The sequence below is a fragment of the Brevundimonas kwangchunensis genome, from assembly GCF_039523815.1.
GTDB classification, from domain to species: Bacteria; Pseudomonadota; Alphaproteobacteria; order Caulobacterales; family Caulobacteraceae; genus Brevundimonas; species Brevundimonas kwangchunensis.
Genome location: NZ_BAAAGA010000001.1, coordinates 937985 through 955233, shown reverse-complemented (window position 1 = coordinate 955233; position 17249 = coordinate 937985). Strand labels below are relative to the sequence as shown.

21 protein-coding genes are annotated in these 17249 nt (G+C 67.3%); 14 read left to right on the top strand and 7 right to left on the bottom strand.

Annotated features, from left to right (window positions below; all coding sequences use genetic code 11):
- Window positions 1–81 precede the first annotated feature (81 nt).
- Window positions 82–873, top strand: a complete 792-nt coding sequence (locus tag ABDZ95_RS04625) for a SapC family protein (RefSeq protein WP_343791077.1) — start codon at window positions 82–84, stop codon at window positions 871–873.
- Window positions 874–931: 58 nt separating this feature from the next.
- Here ABDZ95_RS04625 and ABDZ95_RS04620 read toward each other — a convergent pair whose 3' ends face one another.
- Together ABDZ95_RS04620 and ABDZ95_RS04615 are read right to left on the bottom strand one after the other, a co-directional pair.
- On the bottom strand, window positions 932–1339 hold the full coding sequence (locus tag ABDZ95_RS04620; RefSeq protein WP_343791074.1) for an acyl dehydratase: 408 nt from the start codon (window positions 1337–1339) through the stop codon (window positions 932–934).
- A gap of 9 nt (window positions 1340–1348) precedes the next feature.
- Window positions 1349–2371, bottom strand: coding sequence for an NADP-dependent oxidoreductase (locus tag ABDZ95_RS04615; protein WP_343791071.1), 1023 nt, complete (start codon window positions 2369–2371; stop codon window positions 1349–1351).
- A 320-nt stretch (window positions 2372–2691) separates the two neighbouring features.
- Here ABDZ95_RS04615 and ABDZ95_RS04610 point away from each other — a divergent pair, with 320 nt between their 5' ends.
- Window positions 2692–2985, top strand: coding sequence for a hypothetical protein (locus ABDZ95_RS04610; RefSeq protein ID WP_343791068.1), 294 nt, complete (start codon window positions 2692–2694; stop codon window positions 2983–2985).
- Window positions 2986–3054: 69 nt separating this feature from the next.
- Here ABDZ95_RS04610 and phyR read toward each other — a convergent pair whose 3' ends face one another.
- The gene (gene phyR / locus ABDZ95_RS04605) at window positions 3055–3849 is read right to left on the bottom strand and encodes an anti-anti sigma factor/receiver protein PhyR (protein WP_343791065.1); all 795 of its coding nucleotides are present in this window, start codon (window positions 3847–3849) and stop codon (window positions 3055–3057) included.
- Window positions 3850–4041: 192 nt separating this feature from the next.
- On the opposite strand from phyR, the gene nepR reads away from it, so the two are divergent.
- The 6 genes from nepR (at window position 4042) to ABDZ95_RS04575 (ending at window position 10131) form a co-directional block, all read left to right on the top strand.
- A complete protein-coding gene (gene nepR / locus ABDZ95_RS04600) occupies window positions 4042–4239 on the top strand; it encodes an anti-sigma T factor NepR (protein ID WP_343791246.1) in 198 nt (65 codons plus the stop codon).
- Window positions 4236–4844: a sigma-70 family RNA polymerase sigma factor gene (locus tag ABDZ95_RS04595; RefSeq protein WP_343791062.1), complete on the top strand. Its 609-nt coding sequence runs from the start codon at window positions 4236–4238 to the stop codon at window positions 4842–4844. Before nepR ends, ABDZ95_RS04595 begins: the two co-directional genes overlap by 4 nt.
- A 4-nt stretch (window positions 4845–4848) precedes the next feature.
- On the top strand, window positions 4849–6618 hold the full coding sequence (gene phyK, locus ABDZ95_RS04590; RefSeq protein ID WP_343791059.1) for a sensor histidine kinase PhyK: 1770 nt from the start codon (window positions 4849–4851) through the stop codon (window positions 6616–6618).
- Window positions 6619–6655: 37 nt separating this feature from the next.
- Entirely contained in the window at window positions 6656–6793 is a 138-nt protein-coding gene (locus ABDZ95_RS04585; protein ID WP_343791056.1) for an entericidin EcnA/B family protein, read from the top strand.
- Window positions 6794–6983: 190 nt separating this feature from the next.
- Window positions 6984–8642 carry an MFS transporter gene (locus ABDZ95_RS04580; protein ID WP_343791053.1) on the top strand — a complete coding sequence of 553 codons (1659 nt, stop codon included), beginning with the start codon at window positions 6984–6986 and terminating at the stop codon, window positions 8640–8642.
- A 37-nt stretch (window positions 8643–8679) separates the two neighbouring features.
- Window positions 8680–10131 (top strand): NAD-dependent succinate-semialdehyde dehydrogenase, encoded by a 1452-nt coding sequence (locus ABDZ95_RS04575; protein ID WP_343791050.1) that lies wholly within the window; start codon window positions 8680–8682, stop codon window positions 10129–10131.
- On the opposite strand, the gene ABDZ95_RS04570 is transcribed toward ABDZ95_RS04575, so the two are convergent.
- Complete coding sequence (locus tag ABDZ95_RS04570) at window positions 10132–10416, bottom strand: ArsR/SmtB family transcription factor (RefSeq protein WP_343791047.1); 285 nt, start codon at window positions 10414–10416, stop codon at window positions 10132–10134.
- 85 nt (window positions 10417–10501) lie between these two features.
- Here ABDZ95_RS04570 and ABDZ95_RS04565 point away from each other — a divergent pair, with 85 nt between their 5' ends.
- On the top strand, window positions 10502–10978 hold the full coding sequence (locus ABDZ95_RS04565; protein ID WP_343791044.1) for an SRPBCC family protein: 477 nt from the start codon (window positions 10502–10504) through the stop codon (window positions 10976–10978).
- Here the strand turns inward: ABDZ95_RS04565 and ABDZ95_RS04560 are convergent, their stop codons facing one another.
- Together ABDZ95_RS04560 and ABDZ95_RS04555 are read right to left on the bottom strand one after the other, a co-directional pair.
- Window positions 10979–11386, bottom strand: coding sequence for a hypothetical protein (locus tag ABDZ95_RS04560; protein WP_343791042.1), 408 nt, complete (start codon window positions 11384–11386; stop codon window positions 10979–10981). It lies immediately after the preceding gene.
- 33 nt (window positions 11387–11419) lie between these two features.
- On the bottom strand, window positions 11420–11887 hold the full coding sequence (locus tag ABDZ95_RS04555) for an Lrp/AsnC family transcriptional regulator (protein WP_343791244.1): 468 nt from the start codon (window positions 11885–11887) through the stop codon (window positions 11420–11422).
- Window positions 11888–12043: 156 nt separating this feature from the next.
- Here ABDZ95_RS04555 and ald point away from each other — a divergent pair, with 156 nt between their 5' ends.
- A complete protein-coding gene (gene ald / locus ABDZ95_RS04550; RefSeq protein ID WP_343791040.1) occupies window positions 12044–13162 on the top strand; it encodes an alanine dehydrogenase in 1119 nt (372 codons plus the stop codon).
- 13 nt (window positions 13163–13175) lie between these two features.
- Here ald and ABDZ95_RS04545 read toward each other — a convergent pair whose 3' ends face one another.
- Complete coding sequence (locus ABDZ95_RS04545) at window positions 13176–13991, bottom strand: coiled-coil domain-containing protein (protein ID WP_343791038.1); 816 nt, start codon at window positions 13989–13991, stop codon at window positions 13176–13178.
- A 100-nt stretch (window positions 13992–14091) separates the two neighbouring features.
- On the opposite strand from ABDZ95_RS04545, the gene obgE reads away from it, so the two are divergent.
- The 4 genes from obgE (at window position 14092) to ABDZ95_RS04525 (ending at window position 17159) form a co-directional block, all read left to right on the top strand.
- The gene (gene obgE, locus ABDZ95_RS04540) at window positions 14092–15156 is read left to right on the top strand and encodes a GTPase ObgE (RefSeq protein WP_343791036.1); all 1065 of its coding nucleotides are present in this window, start codon (window positions 14092–14094) and stop codon (window positions 15154–15156) included.
- A 48-nt stretch (window positions 15157–15204) separates the two neighbouring features.
- Window positions 15205–16188: a DUF6624 domain-containing protein gene (locus ABDZ95_RS04535; RefSeq protein WP_343791034.1), complete on the top strand. Its 984-nt coding sequence runs from the start codon at window positions 15205–15207 to the stop codon at window positions 16186–16188.
- A 48-nt stretch (window positions 16189–16236) separates the two neighbouring features.
- Window positions 16237–16437 (top strand): hypothetical protein, encoded by a 201-nt coding sequence (locus ABDZ95_RS04530; RefSeq protein ID WP_343791032.1) that lies wholly within the window; start codon window positions 16237–16239, stop codon window positions 16435–16437.
- A gap of 104 nt (window positions 16438–16541) precedes the next feature.
- Window positions 16542–17159, top strand: a complete 618-nt coding sequence (locus tag ABDZ95_RS04525) for a nicotinate-nucleotide adenylyltransferase (RefSeq protein WP_343791030.1) — start codon at window positions 16542–16544, stop codon at window positions 17157–17159.
- Window positions 17160–17249 lie beyond the last annotated feature (90 nt).

Genomic DNA, 17249 nt, shown 5'->3' with positions numbered 1-17249 from the left:
AACGGAACAGCCCTGTTTGCCGCGTACCGCCGTCTGGGCTAGAAGGCGCGACCGTTTTTCCTTCCAGAGCCTTCTGCGTCCATGACCGACACCACTGCTTCCGCCGGCCTGACCGGCAACGTCCTGTTCTACAACCAGCCGGAACCGCTGTCGGTCGAGCTGCACGGCAAGCTGGGCGCCAACCCGGTTGACCACCCCTACGCCTTCGTCGGCAAGACCCACCTGGTGCCGCTGACGGTCACCGAGTTCGCTCCGGCCGCCCTGTCGTATCCGGTGATCTTCGTCGGCGACACCAAGCAGCCGGTCGCCGTCATGGCGCTGAACCAGAACGACAACCTGTTCATCACCGAGGCCGGCGACTTCCGCCCCGAAGCCTATGTCCCGGCCTATGTCCGCCGCTATCCGTTCGTCTTCGCCAACGACGACGCCCAGCAGCGCATGATCCTGTGCATCGACCGCGCCGCGCCGTTCCTCGCCGAAGGCGGCGAGACCCCGCTGTTCGATGGCGACCAGCCGTCGGCCTACACGCAGCAGGCGATGGAGTTCTGCAACAACTTCGAACAGGAGCGTCTGCGCACCGAGTCGTTCGTGAACCTGCTGAAGGAACTCGACCTGTTCGAGACCCGCGAAGCCATGTTCACCCCGCGCAACGAGGACGGCAGCGTCGGCCAGCAGCAGAAGATCGCCGACTACTTCGCCATCTCGGAAGACAAGCTGCGCGCCCTGCCGATCGAGAAGATGGCGGAGCTGCGCGACAACGGCGCCCTGGGCCAGATCTATGCCCATCTGGTGTCGCTGCTGGGCTGGGATCGCCTGATCGCAATGGCCTTCGCCCGCGCCGCTGCGAACCTGCCGCCGGAAGGCAACGCCTGATCCGGCGTCAGCGCTGAAATGACGAAGCCCCGTCCGGTCCGCCGGGCGGGGCTTTTGTCTATCGGCGAGCCACCAGCGAGCGGGTCAGGCAGGAGAAGACCAGCCGGCCCGCCTCGTCGAGCACGTCCTGCTGGGCGATCACGATGCCCTTCTCGTCGCCAACCGGGTCCTTGCCCATGATTGTCATGCGACCGCGCAGCAACTCACCCGCCGGCGGGTTGCGCATGTAGCGCAGGCCGTCGACCGCCAGCACCTTGGACTGGGCCCAGCCGGAGATCTTGTCAGCGAATAGCCGGCTCCACAGGGCGTAGACCATGGCGTCCGGCGCGCCGTAGCCGGCATCCCAGCCCGGAATGAACCGCTCGACGAACATGTCCAGCGCCGTCTGATCGACGGCGCAGGCGCCGAGCGGCACCACCTCGCCCACGCCCAGATCCTCGAAATGGACGTGCAGCGGCTCGGTCATGCGGGGGTCCTACTCGGCCGGTTCTTCGGATACGCGGACCAGCAACTTGCCGTCATGGTCGCCCGTGAACAAGCGGTTCAGCGAGTCGAGCGCGCCCTCGAGGCCGTCGTCGACGTGGACCTTCCACTGGACCCTGCCGTCCGCGAGCATGGGGCCGAGGCCGACGACCATCTCCTTCACACGCGGCGAGTAATCCATGACCAGGAAACCCTGCATCCTGATCCGGTGCGTGATCAGCCGGCCGAGGTTCGGCGACGGCGGCATGCGGGTGGCGTTGTAGGACGAGATCAGGCCGCAGACCGCCATACGGGCGTGGACCTTCAGGCGGTTGAACACCGAGACCATGATGTCGCCGCCGACGTTCTCGAAATTCATCTCCACGCCGTCGGGCGCGAGACGGTCCAGAGCGTCGCCGACGTCCTCGTTCTTGTAGTCGATGGCGGCGTCGAACCCGAGCTCCTCGGTCAGCCAGCGGCATTTTTCGGGACCGCCGGCGATGCCGATGACGCGCGCGCCCTGCGCCTTGGCGACCTGACCGGCGATCGAGCCGACCGCGCCGGCTGCGGCCGAGATCACGATCGTCTCGCCGGCCTTGGGCTGGAGGACGTCCATGACGCCGAACCAGGCAGTCATGCCGGTCATGCCCATCACGGACATGTTGGCGGTCAGAGGCAGGCCGGGGGCGCGGTGGACCCGCGAGACCGTGCTGTCCGGCACCACCGCATAGTGGGACCAGCCGCCGGCGGCCGTGGTGACGATGTCGCCGGCCTTGAAGCGATCCGACTTGCTCTCCTCCACCACACCCAGCGTCAGGCCACGCATGACGGCGCCCAGCTGGACCGCAGGCAGATAACCCTCGGCGTCGTTCATCCAGGTGCGGTTGGTCGGATCCAGCGACAGATAGACGGTGCGGATCAGGACCTCGCTATCCTTCACCTCGGGGATCGGAGCGTCGACCAGTTCCAGATCGCCGTCCTGGATCAGGCCCTTCGGCCGCTGGCGCAGCACCCACTGACGATTGACGCGATCCATGATCCGGCTCCGGGTTTTCTTTGAGGACCCGCATAGTGGCGGCTCGTGCGGCGGTGTCCAGACGCGCGAAAGAAAAAGGCGGACCCGAGCCGGATCCGCCTGAAGTGGCATCATCGAGAATGAGGCGCGGAGGCGACAGACCGGCTATTGCCGGTCTCAAGTCGGGGGGGCGTCGCCGCCTCCGCAGACCGATAACGGCGTCTTTGACGGCAGGTTCCAGCATTCTGCGTTTTTTTTCGCGTTCCGGGCGAACCGGAACAGCGGCGCCGCAAGGGGCGTTGTTCCGGCATATCTCTTTCCATTGCCGGGAGGCCCTCGCCATGACCCATCAATCCCCACACGACAAGGCGGCGGACGCCGTGCACGAAGGCCGCCCGGTCGAGGCCCAGTATGTCCGCGGCGGTCGCGGCGGCGTGCGCATCCTGACGCTGCTGATCATCTCCGCCGGCGCGGCCGCCATCCTGCTGCTGGGCATGTGGTTCGTCAGTCAGGGTGGTTTCGCCAAGACCAACGCCAATGCAGGTCAGCAGGCCGTTGACAGCGCTGCGTTCGAACAGACCACAGACGCACCCGCCGCAGGTGCCGCGACGACGAGCCCTCCCCCGGCTCAGTAGGCAAGGCGAACAGCAAAAAAGCCCCGGTCGAGCAACCGGGGCTTCTTCGTATCCGCAGTTCGAAAGCGCTTACGCGGCTTCCTTCTGGCGCGAGGGGTGGAAGAACAGCGCCTGGCTGATGGCGGCCTTCACGGTCTCGGGCTGGAACGGCTTGGTGATCAGGAAGGTCGGCTCCGGGCGCTCGCCGGTCAGCAGACGTTCCGGGAAGGCGGTGATGAAGATCACTGGCACGTCGATCCGCTTCAGGATGTCCTTCACGGCGTCAATGCCCGACGAGCCGTCGGCCAGCTGGATGTCGGCGAGAACCAGACCCGGACGGTGGCGGGCGACGGCGTCGACGGCCTCGTCATGGGTGGTGGCGGTGCCGGTCACGCGGTGGCCGAGCTCCTTCACCAGGCTTTCGATGTCGGCCGAGATAATGGCCTCGTCCTCGATGATCAGGACGTCGGTGGCCAGTTCGGCGTCGATGTCCGACTGGGCTTCCGAGATCAGCTTTTCGACATCGAAGGCGTCTGCGTCGAGGATCTGGGCGGCTTCCGAAGGCGTGAAGCCTTCCAGCGCCGTCAGCAGGAAGGCCTGACGCGAGCGCGGGGCGATGCGCATCAGGCGGCTGGACGGATCACCGCGGTTCTCGATGCCGCTCTTGTCCTCGAGCTGGGCGCCGGTCGAGGCCCAGATGGCGTGGAACACATGATACAGCGCCACGCGCGGCGTCATTTCCGCAGGCAGCTGGCGTTCGCCGGCGGCCAGCGCCTCCAGCGCGACGCGGACATAGTTGTCGCCGGTCGTCTGGTCGCCGGTCAGGGCGCGGGCATAACGACGGACATACGGGAGGTGCGGCGCAAGGCGGGCCAGCAGGCTCATTACAGATATTCCCCGACAATCAGGCCACCGACATGTGACCTCTGCAGTCTCGGCTCAACGTATCAAATCAGCCACGGTTCCCAGTTTGGCCAGCAAGCTTGAGCATATTTTCTTTCCGACGCCGGAACCGTCGGCCCGGGCTGGCGTTCCCGGCATTCAAGCATATGCGTCAGGGTGGCGATCGTTCTTTCAATGACAGACAATACAAACCCACCGGGCAAGCCGGCCAAGAGCGGGGCGGGCCTGGAGGAGGCTCGACTTCGTCAGCAGGCCATCGGCGTGAAGCTCCGTCACATGTTCGACGAAGTCGTGAACGAGCCGGTCCCGGATGAATTCCTCGACATCCTGCGCCGCGCGGATCAGCGCGATGCAGGAAAGGATGGCGCATGAGCGGCGTGAACAATCCGCCCCCGAAGCCGCCCTCAGCCGATGATAACGCTTTCAAGAAGGAGCTGGTGACCCTGATCCCGCACCTTCGGGCGTTCGCACGGACCCTGACGGGCGACCCCACGGCCGCCGACGATCTGGCGCAGGACGCCATGATGAAGGCGTGGGACGCGCGGGCCAGCTATCAGATGGGCACGAACATGAAGGCCTGGACCTTCATGATCCTGCGCAACCAGTTCTATTCCGAGAAGCGCCGCTCCTGGCGCCAGTCGCAGCTGGATCAGGAGGCCGCCGAACGAACCCTGGTCGCCGTGGACGATCCTGAATCGCCGGTGGCGCTGGACGAACTGCGCCTCGCCCTCGCCACCCTGCCGGAAGAGCAGCGCGAGGCGCTTATCCTCGTCGGCGCCGGCGGCTTCGCTTACGAAGAGGCGGCGGAAATCTGCCAGTGCGCGGTGGGCACGGTGAAGAGCCGCGTCTCGCGCGCCCGGAAGGCTCTGCAAGCCACGCTCGAAAAGGGCGGCTACGAACGCGACGGCCGCGCAGCGGGCGACGCGATGCGCTCCATCCTCGCCGCCGCGGATCGCCTGAGCGGCGTCCGGAACTAGTCGGATGGTGCGGCTAGGGCGCGCCTTCGGTCGGGGTCTGGCGCCACCACGGTTCCAGGGCATCCGTTTCCGTCTGGGCGTCGCGCTCGCGCTGTCGCTGTTGCCGATCCTCGTGCTCGGGGTTTTCTCGGCGCAATCCCAGTTCCGGCTTCAGGATCAGGATCGGAGAGCGGATCTCCAGCTGGCCGCCGAACGCACCGCCGCCAGCGCCAAGTCGCGACTGGACAGCACCAGCGTCCTGCTTCAGGCCCTGCGCCCCGAGGCGTTGGAGATGTTCTGCGAGCCGCGGCTGACCGCGTTGGCGGATCAGATCGATGGCGTCGACGGGCTGGCGCGGCTGACACCCACAGGCGTCACGACCTGCGCCTCCAGCGATCTGGGCCGCGCACCGCCCCCTTGGTTGCTTCAGGCTCGCCAGAGCGCGTGGTTCCAGCGCCTGAGGTCCGGAGAACCGACGGTGCTGGCGCGCGCGCCGGCCGTCGCGGGCCGCCCGCCCCAGCTGGTCGTGGCCATCCGACTGGAGCGCCCGCTCGGCGCATTCGACGGCGCCATGATCGCGCTGATTCCGCTGTCCGCCCTGCAGCCTGACGTCGACGATCCGAGCCTGCCCGAGGGTTCGGAAGCCGCGCTGACCGATAGCGACGGCCGGATCCTGACGGCGACCAATATGGAGACCTTCCGGCTTGAGCGTGGCCAGTCACTGGTCGGCTGGGTCGATCGCGCCCGCGACGACGGCTCATCGGTGTTCGAGGCGGACTCGGATGGCCGGAATCGCGTCTTCGCCGGCGCCGCGCTGGCCGGACGTGATGTGTATGCGCTGTTGTCGGCTCCGGCCCCCGGCCTGTTGTCCTGGGCGCGCCTGAACCCGGTCGGAGCCCTGCTCATGCCGCTGCTGGCGTGGTTCGCGGCCTTCGCCTGCGTGATGCTGGTCAGCGACCGGATCGTCGTGCGGTGGCTGGAGTATCTGGAACGGATCGCCGCCATCTACGCCCGAGGCAAATTCTCGGTGCGGCCTGTGCAGGCGGTGAATGCGCCGTCCGAGATCCGGGTGCTGGCCACGACGCTGGACGAGCTGGCCGAGACCATCACCGCCCGCGATGCCGCCCTGCTGGCCTCACTGGCGGAGAAGGACGCGCTGATGCGCGAGATCCATCACCGGGTGAAGAACAATCTGCAGATCATCTCGTCCCTGCTGTCGATGCAGCAACGGGCCCTGACGGATGCACAGGCCAAGGCCGCGGTGGGCGACACCCGCCAGCGGATCGCGGCGCTGGCCCTGATCTATCGCACCCTCTACCAGAGCGACGATCTGCGATATGCCGACGCGCGCATCTTCCTGACCGAACTGGTGGGGCAGCTGATCGCCAGCGAGAGCGGGCGCGGCTATCTTGTGACTTCCTCGGTCGAGGCGGACTCTCTGGTCGTCGATCCGGACAAGCTGGCCCCGCTGGCCCTCTGGCTGGTCGAGGCTGTGACCAACGCCCAGAAGCACGCCTTCGCCGGGCGCGGAGGCGACCTGAAGGTCCGCTTCAAGGTCGACGGCGACGTCAGCGTGCTCGAGGTTCAGGACAACGGGCCCGGCCCGTCCGACACCATGAGCGCCGGCGTTGGCCGCACCCTGATGGGCGCCTTCGCCAAACAGCTGCGCGGCGAGGCCGAGATGGTCGAGGCCGAAGGCGGCGGCACGATCGCCCGGATGCGGTTCGCGACACCCGAAGCAATCATTCCGACAGACCCGTCGGATGTGGGAACCGCGACCGACCCGCGACGTTGATATGCCAGACGCCTCCCCGGCTGATGGAGTAACTGAGATGCGCAAGATTTTCGTACTGGTCGCCGCCGCCGCCGCACTGACCACTGCCGCCTGCAACACCGTTTCGGGAGTGGGCCGCGACGCCTCCGCCGCCGGCAGCGCCGTGACCACGGCCGCGGAAGACGCCAAGAACTAACGATCTTCACAGTTCCCGGCTCGCGTCCCCCCCCGACGCGCGATCCGGACGAGAGAGGCCCGCCGATCCCCCCATCGGCGGGCCTTTTTACGTCTGCGCCTTCCCCTTGCGCCGGATACGGCGAGGTCTAGCATGTGGACTTTCGAGGCGTCCGGCAGAGACGCCCGTCTGCATCGCGGGGAGGCGATCAATGACCGAGGGGACCGACGCCCGAAAAGGGCCCGGACTGAAGACCGTGGTGGGCGCGTCGTCCGCCGGCACGGCGTTCGAATGGTATGATTTCTTTGTCTTCGGCTCCCTGACGACGATCATCGCCCGTCATTTCTTCGCCGATGCGGGCGAGACCGTCAGCTACATCATGGCGCTGCTGACCTTCGGCCTGGGCTTCGTGGTCCGGCCGCTCGGCGCCCTGGTGTTCGGCTGGTTCGGCGACCGGACGGGACGCAAGACGACCTTCCTCGTCACCATCACCCTGATGGGCGTCGCCACCGTCGCGATCGGCCTGCTGCCCGACTATGGCCAGATCGGCATCGCCGCGCCGATCCTGCTGCTGATCATGCGGATGCTGCAGGGCTTCGCCCTGGGTGGCGAGTACGGTGGCGCGGCCATCTATGTCGCCGAACACTCACCGCGTGAGAAGCGCGGGCTGCTGACCGGCTGGATCCAGACGACCGCGGCCATGGGTCTGATCGGCGCCCTGACGGTGATCCTGACCACCCGCGCGATCCTGGGCGTCGAGGCCTTCGACGAATGGGGCTGGCGCATTCCCTTCCTGCTGTCGGCCCTGCTGCTGGCGATTTCGCTATGGATCCGTCTGAAGCTGAACGAGAGCCCGGCCTACCAGCAGATGGAAGCCAAAGGCGGCGAGCGGCGCGCGCCCTATCGCGAGGCCTTCCTGACCTGGAAGAACGGCCGGTTCGTGCTGATCGCCCTGTTCGGAATCATGATCGCGCAGGGAGCGGTCTGGTACTGCGGATATTTCTACACCCGCTTCTTCATGGAGCGGGTCCTGAAAGTGGACACGAACACCGTCGACCAGCTGGTTCTGATGGTCACCGTGGCCTCGGCCTTCCTCTACATCTTCTTCGGCTGGCTGTCGGACAGGGTCGGGCGCAAGCCGGTGATGCTGTTCGGTATGATCCTGGCGCTGGTCGCCTTCTTCCCCGGCTTCCACGCCCTGACGAAGGCGGCCAACCCGGCGCTGGCCGAGGCGCAGGCGACGGCCCCCGTCACCGTCATCGCCGACCCGGCGACCTGCGCCCTGCAGTTCGACCCGATCGGCAAGGCCAGTTTCTCCAGCTCGTGCGACATCGCCAAGAGCGTGCTGTCCAACGCCGGCGTCTCGTATGAGAACGTCGCCGGCCCGGCGGCGTCGCTGGCCGTGGTCCGCATCGGCTCGACCGAGGTGATCTCGGCCGAAGGGGCGGGGCTGGATGCGGACGGGCTGAAGGCGCTGCGAGCCGACGTCGACACCCGGGTGAAGGCAGCGCTGGTCGCCGCCGGTTACCCGGAGAAGGCGGACCCGGCGCGGATCAACATGCCGCTGGTCTTCGCCATCCTGATGATCTTCATGATCGGGGCCACGGCCCTTTACGGACCGCAGGCGGCGGCGCTGGTGGAGCTCTTCCCGACGCGGGTCCGCTACACGGCGATGAGCCTGCCCTACAACATCGGCACCGGCTGGGTGGGCGGCCTGCTGCCCGCGGCCAGCTTCGCTCTGGTGGCGGCGTCGGGGAATATCTATTTCGGGCTCTGGTACTCCGTGGCCTTCACCCTGGTCGCCGTGATCGTCAGCCTGATCTGGCTGCCGGAAACGAAGGGCCGGGATCTGAACACCATGACCGACTGACGCGTTACCCGTTCCTCCCCGAACAGGACCTTGGACCATGACGAACTCCGCCCGCGACGCCGGCCTGAAGCTGCTGCGTGAACACGCCCTGATCGCGGGGGAGGCCGTCACGGGGGCGAAGCGGATCGCGGTGGACGATCCGGCGACCGGCGAGATCATCGGCCATGTGCCGGACTTCGGCGTCGCCGAGACCGAGCAGGCGATCCGCGCGGCGGTCGACGCCTTCCCCGACTGGTCGCGGTCGGACCCACACAAGCGGGCCGCCTTCCTGCGCGAGTGGGCGCGGCTGATCGACGAGAACACCGAGGGCCTCGGCGCCCTGATGGCGCTGGAGAACGGCAAGCCTTTCGATGAGGCCAGGGGCGAGGTCGCCTACGCCAACGGCTTCATCAAATGGTTCGCCGGCGAGGCCGAGCGGTTGCTGGGCGAGACGCAGGACAGCCCGCTGGGCCATGTGATCGTGACCTTCCGGGAGGCCGTCGGCCCCTGCGCCCTCATCACCCCCTGGAACTTCCCGGCGGCGATGCTGACACGCAAATTGGGCCCTGCGTTCGCGGCGGGCTGCACTGCAGTGGTCAAGCCAGCCAGCCAGACGCCCTTCACCGCCATCGCCCTGGCCGAACTGGCGTATCAGGCGGGCCTGCCCAAGGGCGCGCTGAGCGTAATTACCGGCGATGCGGCGACCATCGGCGGCGTGCTGACCGCCTCGCCGGAGATCCGCAAGCTCAGCTTCACCGGCTCGACGCCCGTGGGCCGCAAGCTGGCCGAGCAGTGCGCGCCGACGCTGAAACGGGTGTCGATGGAGCTGGGCGGCGCCGCGCCCCTGATCGTCTTCGCCGACGCCGATCTGGACCTGGCCGTGGCCGAGACCATCAAGGGCAAGTTCCGCAACTCGGGCCAGACCTGCGTCTGCCCCAACCGGGTCTATGTCGAGGCCTCGGTCGCCGAGACCTATGCGCAGAAGCTGGCCGCCGAGGTGGCGAAGATCCCGGTCGGCGCCGCCTTCGAGGCCGGGGTGAAGGTCGGGCCGCTGATCGAAGACAAGGCCATCGCCAAGGTCGAGGAGCATCTGACGAAGGTGCAGGCCTCGGGCGGCAAGGTGCTGACCGGCGGCAAGCGGCATCAACTCGGCGGACGCTTCTTCCAGCCCACGGTGACCTTGGGCGGGGACGACAAACTGTTCCGTGACGAGGAGACCTTCGGCCCGCTGATCCCGGTCTTCCCGTTCAAGACCGAGGCCGAGGTGCTGGAGAAGGCGAACGACAGCGAGTTCGGCCTGGCCTCCTATCTGTTCACCCGGGACCTGGACCGCGCCTTCCGCATCGGCCGGCGGATCGAGGCGGGCATGTGCGGGATCAACACCGGCCTGATGTCGACGGCGGTCGCTCCGTTCGGCGGGGTGAAGTCCTCCGGCTACGGCAAGGAGGGCTCGACCCACGGCATCAACGAGTATGTGGACATCAAGGCCCTGACGCTGGCTCTGAAATAGTCAGCCTTCCAGGTCGGTCTTCAGCCGGTCCAGAACCTCGACGGCCCGCGCGGCGTGCGGGCCGATCCAGCGGTCGTTGATCTGCTTTATGGGCAGGGGATTGAGGTGGTTCCATCGCTCCCGTCCCTTGCGCTGGACGATGATCAGATCCGCGCCCTCCAGCACCTTGAGATGCTGCATCACCGTGCACCGGTCCAGCGGGGCGAAGCGCTCGCACAGGACGCCGGTCGTCTGCGGCTTATCCTTCAGGGCGTCCAGCAGGGCGCGGCGGACGCCCGCCGACAAGGCCTTGAAAACCCGGTCCTGATTCGCCTCGGTTGACATGTTATAAGAATATAACATTATGCCTCGGGAACAAGGAGCTTGCCCCATGGATCTGAAGTTCAAGGTGTCCGGCCGCGTTGCCCGCCCGGTCGAGGAAGTCTTCGAGGCCGTCGCCGATCCGGCGAAGCTGTCCGCCTATTTCACCACCGGCGGCGCCGTCGGTCGGATGGAAACCGGCAAGACGGTTCAGTGGGAGTTCGCCGACTTCCCCGGCACCTTTCCGGTCGAGATCGTCGAGGTCGAGAAGAACCGCCGGATCGTGCTGCAGTGGGAAGCCAACGAAGGCCCGCCTGACGAAGGCGACCCGGTCGTGCGCGCCGCCTACATGACGACCGTCGTTTTCACCTTCGACGCCCTCGATGACGGACGCACGCTGGTGACCATCGAGGAAGGCGGCTGGCGCGAGACGCCGACGGGTCTCAAGGCCGCGTTCGGCAACTGTCAGGGCTGGTCGCAGATGCTGGCGGCGCTCAAGATCTGGGCCGAGCACGGCATCAACCTGCGCGAGGGCTTCTACGTCTGATCAGACCTTGCGTAGGCCGGCGATGAAGGACTGGACGTCTGGCGATGGCCAGTCCGCGCCGTCCCACCAGAAGGACGCGAGCGCCTCGTGATTGAGCGCGACCCACTCGATCACCGGAGCAGCCATGCAGTTGAGGTCCCGCTCATCCAGACTGTTGGCGACGACACGCGGCTGTGAGGCGATAGCGACCGAAAAGCTCGGCTGATGCCGGCCGGGCTTGAGGAAATACTTCACGCGCGGCCCGTGCTTTCCCATGACTGTCGTGATGGTGACGATGCCCGGAATGCCGGTCTGCGCCTCCACCAGATTGGCCATGTCGAAGATGTCCTCTTCGTCGAGCGCGCGCAGTTCCTCGTCGAGCGTCGGCTCGTGGTCAGTCCAGACTGCGGGGCGTTCCGAGAAACCCATGATGCGTTTATTTCATACAGCCAATAGTTGCGTCTAGACCGGCAACGCGCCGCGTTTCACCACCGTGCGCATGGCGACGCTGGACGAGACGCGGGTGACGCCGGGGATGCGGGTGAGTTCGCGCGAGTGGACCCGCTCGAGGTCGTCGACGTCGCGGACCACCAGACGCAGCAGATAGTCCGAACCGCCGGTCATCAGATAGCATTCGACCACCTCGGGCACGGTGGCGATGGCCGTCTCGAAGGCGGTCAGGGCGCTCTCGGCCTGGGATGACAGGGTGACGGTGACGAAGACGCTGATGGGCAGGCCGACGGCGCGTTCGTTGATGATGGCGGCGTAACGGCTGATGACGCCCTCGGCCTCAAGCGCGCGCAGGCGACGCAGGCAGGCGCTTTCGGACAGGTTCACCGCCTTGGCCAGATCGGCGTTAGTCATGCGCCCGTCGCCCTGCAGCGCGCGGATCATCTTGCGGTCGGTGTCGTCAAGGGTGACGGCGGAAATCGTCTTCAAGTGCGGCCTCGTTCGCAGATTCTGCGACTGTATGGCGTTCAGTTGGAGAAAAGAACAGGAACCTGCGTTCGGTCCATCGCTAGATTGCGCGCGAAACGGAGCCGCCGCAGAGTGCGCCCGTCCATCGTTCTGGCAGAGGAAACTCCCATGCGCGTCGGCGTCCCCAAGGAAATCAAGAAGAACGAGCACCGCATCGGCCTGACGCCGACCGCCGTGCGCGAGTATGTGGCCCACGGCCACGCCGTCTCGATCGAGAAGGGCGCCGGTCTGGGCGCCGGCTTCACCGACGCCGACTACATCAAGGCGGGCGCGAAGATCGTCGACACCGCCGCCGAGATCTTCGCCGGCAACGACATGATCGTGAAGGTGAAGGAACCCCAGAAGGTCGAGTGGGAAATGCTCCGCGAGGACCAGATCCTGTTCACCTACCTGCACCTGGCCCCGGACCCCGAGCAGACCAGGGGCCTGATCGCCTCGAAATGCGCGGCCGTCGCCTATGAGACCGTGACGAACGCCCAGGGCGGCCTGCCGCTGCTGGCGCCGATGTCGGAAGTGGCCGGCCGGATCGCCGTCTTCTCGGCGGCCGAGACCCTGCTGAAGCACAACGGCGGCATGGGCCTGCTCTTCTGCGGCGTGCCGGGCGTGGCCCCGGCCCGTGTGCTGGTGCTGGGCGGCGGCGTCGTCGGCCTGAACGCGGCGCGGATGGCCATGGGCCTGGGCGCCGAGGTCGTGGTGCTGGAGCGTTCGATCCCGCGCATGGCCTATATCGATGAAGTCACCAACGGCCGCGTCATCACCCGCTATTCCTCGATCGGCGCGATCGAGGAGGAGATCGTCAAGGCGGACGTCGTCATCGGCGCCGTTCTGGTCCCGGGCGCCGAGGCCCCGACCCTGATCAGCAAGGAACAGCTGAAGTCGATGAAGCCGGGCTCGGTTCTGGTCGACGTCGCCATCGACCAGGGCGGCTGCTTCGAGACCAGCCACGCCACGACCCACGAGGACCCGACCTACGTCGTCGAGAACGTGGTCCACTACTGCGTCGCCAACATGCCGGGCGCCGCGCCGCGCACGTCGTCGGAAGCCCTGAACAACGCCACCCTGCCCTTCGGTCTGGCCTTGGCCGACCACGGTCTGGAAGCGCTGAAGAAGAACCCGCACCTCGCGCGCGGCCTGAACGTGCTGAAGGGCGAGATCACCTATCCGGCGGTGGCGGAAGCCATGGGCCTGCCGTGGTCCGACCCGTTCGGCGTCTGGGCCAAGGGCTGAAGCCCGGCCTGATCTAGACGAGGATCGAGATGGAGCCGCCCAGGTCGCCCTGGGCGGTTTCTATTTGTCGGTCCATATCCGAGACGGCGGCCTTGAGCTCGCGCGCCTCCTGGGGCGATAGAGCGCCCTCCTCGCCCTGCGCCCGATCGGTGGCGTTGCGAACCAGCGCCTTGATCTGGGCGGCCAGCTTGCGCGCCTCGCCGATGAATTCCTGATCGGCCTGGGCCTCAGCGGTGCGGCGGTTGAACTCGGCGGCGCGCGCCTGCTGCTGGTCGATCGCCTGCTGGTAGGGGTTGGCGGATTTGCCGTCCCCTTCGCCATCCTTGCCCTCTTCCGAGGCATCGCCCTCAGCGTCCGCTCCGGAGGCGGTCGTCGCGACGGTTGGCGCGGGAGTCGCTGCCGGCACCGCGGCGTCGGTCGGCGCGGCCGCATCCGCTGCGGGCGCCGCTTCCGGGGTCGGCGCCTGCACGGCGGTATCCGCACCGCCGCCGATCGAGCCAAAGCCCCCGACGCCGCCGCCCGAATACTCCTTCACCGCCGCCTTGAGCTCGCGCGCCAGCTGGGCGGCGAGCCGCGCGGTTCCCTTGGGATCGGAGGACGCCATCGACTGCAGCATCTGCAGTCGGGCCTTCAGCTGCTCGATCTTCTGCTTCGCCGCCGCCTTGCGCTCGTCCGAGGCCTTGGTGCGTCGCTGTTGCAGGGCCTCCATCGCCGCGCGGGCATCGCGGACCTTGGCCTCGGCCTGCGCCGCGAGCCGATCCTCGCGCGCCTGATCCGACACCTTGAGCGGCGTCAGAAGGTTCATCAGGCTGGAAGCGTCGATCTTCACAATCGGAGAGGGTGAGCTGAGCCGCGGATTCCGGCAAGACCGCCGTTCGATCGCGCTGCAACGCCTGTAAATCGCCGCGCTCTTGCGGCATAAGCCCGCGATGAAGTTCCTCGATCAGGCCAAGATCTATATCCGCAGCGGCAACGGCGGCGGCGGCTCCGTGTCGTTCCGACGCGAGAAATTCATCCCGAACGGCGGGCCGGACGGTGGCGACGGTGGCAAGGGCGGCGACGTCTGGATCACGGCCATGGACGGCCTGAACACCCTGATCGACTATCGCTACCAGCAGCATTTCAAGGCCCAGACCGGCCACCACGGCCAAGGCCGCCAGATGCACGGCGGCAAGGGCGAGGACATCATCCTGAAGGTCCCGGTCGGGACCCAGGTGCTGGACGAGGACAAGGAAACCGTCCTGCTGGACATGGACCGGGCCGGCATGACCGAACTGCTGCTGCGCGGCGGCAACGGCGGCTGGGGCAATACCCGGTTCAAGGGCCCGCAGAACCAGGCGCCGACCTATGCCAACCCCGGCCAGGAAGGTCAGGAGCGCTGGATCTGGCTGCGCCTGAAGCTGATCGCCGACATAGGTCTGGCGGGCCTGCCGAACGCGGGCAAGTCGACCTTCCTCTCGGCGGCCTCGGCGGCGAAGCCCAAGATCGCCGACTATCCCTTCACGACCCTGACGCCCAACCTCGGCATGGTGGACCTGAGCCCGTCCGAACGCTTCGTCATCGCCGACATTCCCGGCCTGATCGAAGGTGCCTCCGAAGGCGCGGGTCTGGGCACCCGTTTCCTCGGCCACGTCGAGCGGTCGGCGTCGCTGATCCACCTGATCGACGGCACGCAGGAGGATGTGGTGGAGGCTTACCGCATCATCCGCGGTGAGCTGGACGCCTATGGCGAGGGGCTGTCGGACAAGACCGAGATCCTGGCGCTGAACAAGATCGACGCCCTGTCGCCCGAGGAGCGCGAGGAGAAGGCCGCGGCCCTGGCCGAGGCGGCCGGTCGCCGGCCCATGCTGGTGTCGGGCGTGTCGGGGGAAGGCGTGACCGAACTGCTGCGCGCGGCCTGGAACGAGGTCCGCAAGACGCGCGGCGAGCTGTCGCCGTTCGAGCAGTCGGATGACGACGACGGCGTGGAAACGCCGGGTGGCTGGCAGCCTTGATTTCGACGCGAAGCGGAACTGTTATTCCCGCGTAACGGGAGAGCCTCAATGTTCCGCATCGGCATGATCGCCGCAGTCGCCATGCTGACCGCAGGCTTCCAGTCCATTCCGGCCGGCGCGCAGTTGCCACCGGAGCTGATCCCCCTGACCGAAGATGTCGGGGCGGCGTCCAGTTTCGACTATATGGCGCTGAAAGCGTCCGGCGCCGATCTCACCGCGCTGTCGGGGGCGGTGTTTCGGCGCACCATGGCGGAAGGCGGCCCGCGTCGCTGCCTGACGGAAGCCGAAGCCGTGTTTCAGGAGAACCTCGCCGCCGCCGCGGAAGCCGCGGATCAGGTGGCGTTCGACGATGACCGCGCCGCAGCCTCCGAGGCGTGGGGCAAGTGGCTGCTGTTCGTCGAGGGCATGCAGAACGGGCAGGTCGCGACCGAAGAGCCGTTCAAATGGGCCTCGGACCGCTACGCCCGCGCCGCCGCCGAGACCAATCCCCGGGCGAGGGAGTTGGAATACAGAACGGCCGGCGACCAGCTTCACCGCTACGCCTTCACCGGCGGGGCGCAGGTCTGGGGCGAGGTCAGCCCGGCCGCCAACGCGCGCCTGATGAACCGTCTGGGGCGCTCGACCTGCATCACCGACAAGGACAACACCGAATGGCTGAAGGCCGACGTCGCGGCCAACGGCTGGTTCACCCGCAGCGCGACGGGCGAGCGGGCCTCGAGCTCGGCCTGGCTGATGGCCCAGCACGCGGACAACGACCGCGATTTCCAGCGGCATGTGCTGGCGCTGATGGAGCCGCTGGTCGAGCAGGGCGAGGTGTCTCCCAACAACTACGGCTATCTGTTCGACCGCATCGCCGTCGCCGAAAACCGGCCCCAGCGGTACGGCACCCAAGGCGAGTGCAAGTCGCCCGGCCGGTGGGAGCCAAACGCGCTGGAGGACCCGGAGCGGGTCGACGCCCTGAGGGCCGAGGCGGAAATCTACGGCACCCTCGCAGAATATCAGGCCCGCATGCATGCGCACTGTCCCGGCTGACGGAACGGTCAGCGGTCGCGAAGGCTTGGTCCGTCAAAGGAGCTTCCGATGACAGACCGCAACCAGAGCGAAGGCCGTAAGGACAACGGCGCCATTCCTGGCGGCAAGCCCGACGCCACGACGTCCGATGCCGATGTGAAACGCACCGGCGAGGCGTCGCAGAAAAAAGCGGGTCCGGACGGTCCTGACGCCGCCGAGGTCGGCGACACGTTCAAGCAGAACCCGGATCAAAGACAGGCGACACCGTAACGACGTCGTGTTAGGGCACGACTGAGCAAAAGTCGCGCGAGCCCGCCTTGTCCTTCTTCCATGCCGGTCCCGCGCCGAGAGCATTCGGCCCCCGCAGGGGCGCCATGCGCGATGGGCTGGATCTGGCGCCGGGCATGGCGGTCGGCCTGTTCGGCGGCTCCTTCAATCCCGCGCACGACGGCCACGCTCATGTCGCCGAGACGGCGATGCGGCGGCTCGGGCTGGACCGGGTAGTCTGGCTCGTCTCTCCGCAGAACCCGCTGAAGGACACCCGCGAGAGCGCGCCGCTGGCCGACCGGATGGCCTCGGCCGAGCATGCGGCGCGGCTGGCGGCCTCGGGTCCGGCGATGATCATCTCGGACGTCGAGACGCGGATGGGCACCCAATGGACCGTCGACACCCTGAGGGCGCTGGTGGCCCGTCATCCGGGCGTGCGGTTCGTCTGGCTGATGGGGTCGGACAACCTGGCGAGCTTCCATCGCTGGAGAGGCTGGACCGACATCATGCGCCTGATGCCGATGGCCGTGATCGCCCGTCCGGGTTCGCTGCTGGACAGTCGGACCGCGCCTGCCGCCGCCCGGTTCGCCGGGGCGCGCGTGGCGGCCGACAAGGCGAAACTGCTCCCCGATCTGGAGGCGCCGGCCTGGACCTATCTGACGGCGCCGCTGAACCATCGCTCGTCGACCGCCCTGCGACAGGCGGCCCGCAAGGGCGGCGCGTGACGGCAAGGGCCGTTTGTGCTAGGCTGCCGCTTTAGTAGCCTCTCTGGAGCCCTCCGCTGACCCCCTCTACCGCGTACGACGCGCAAGACG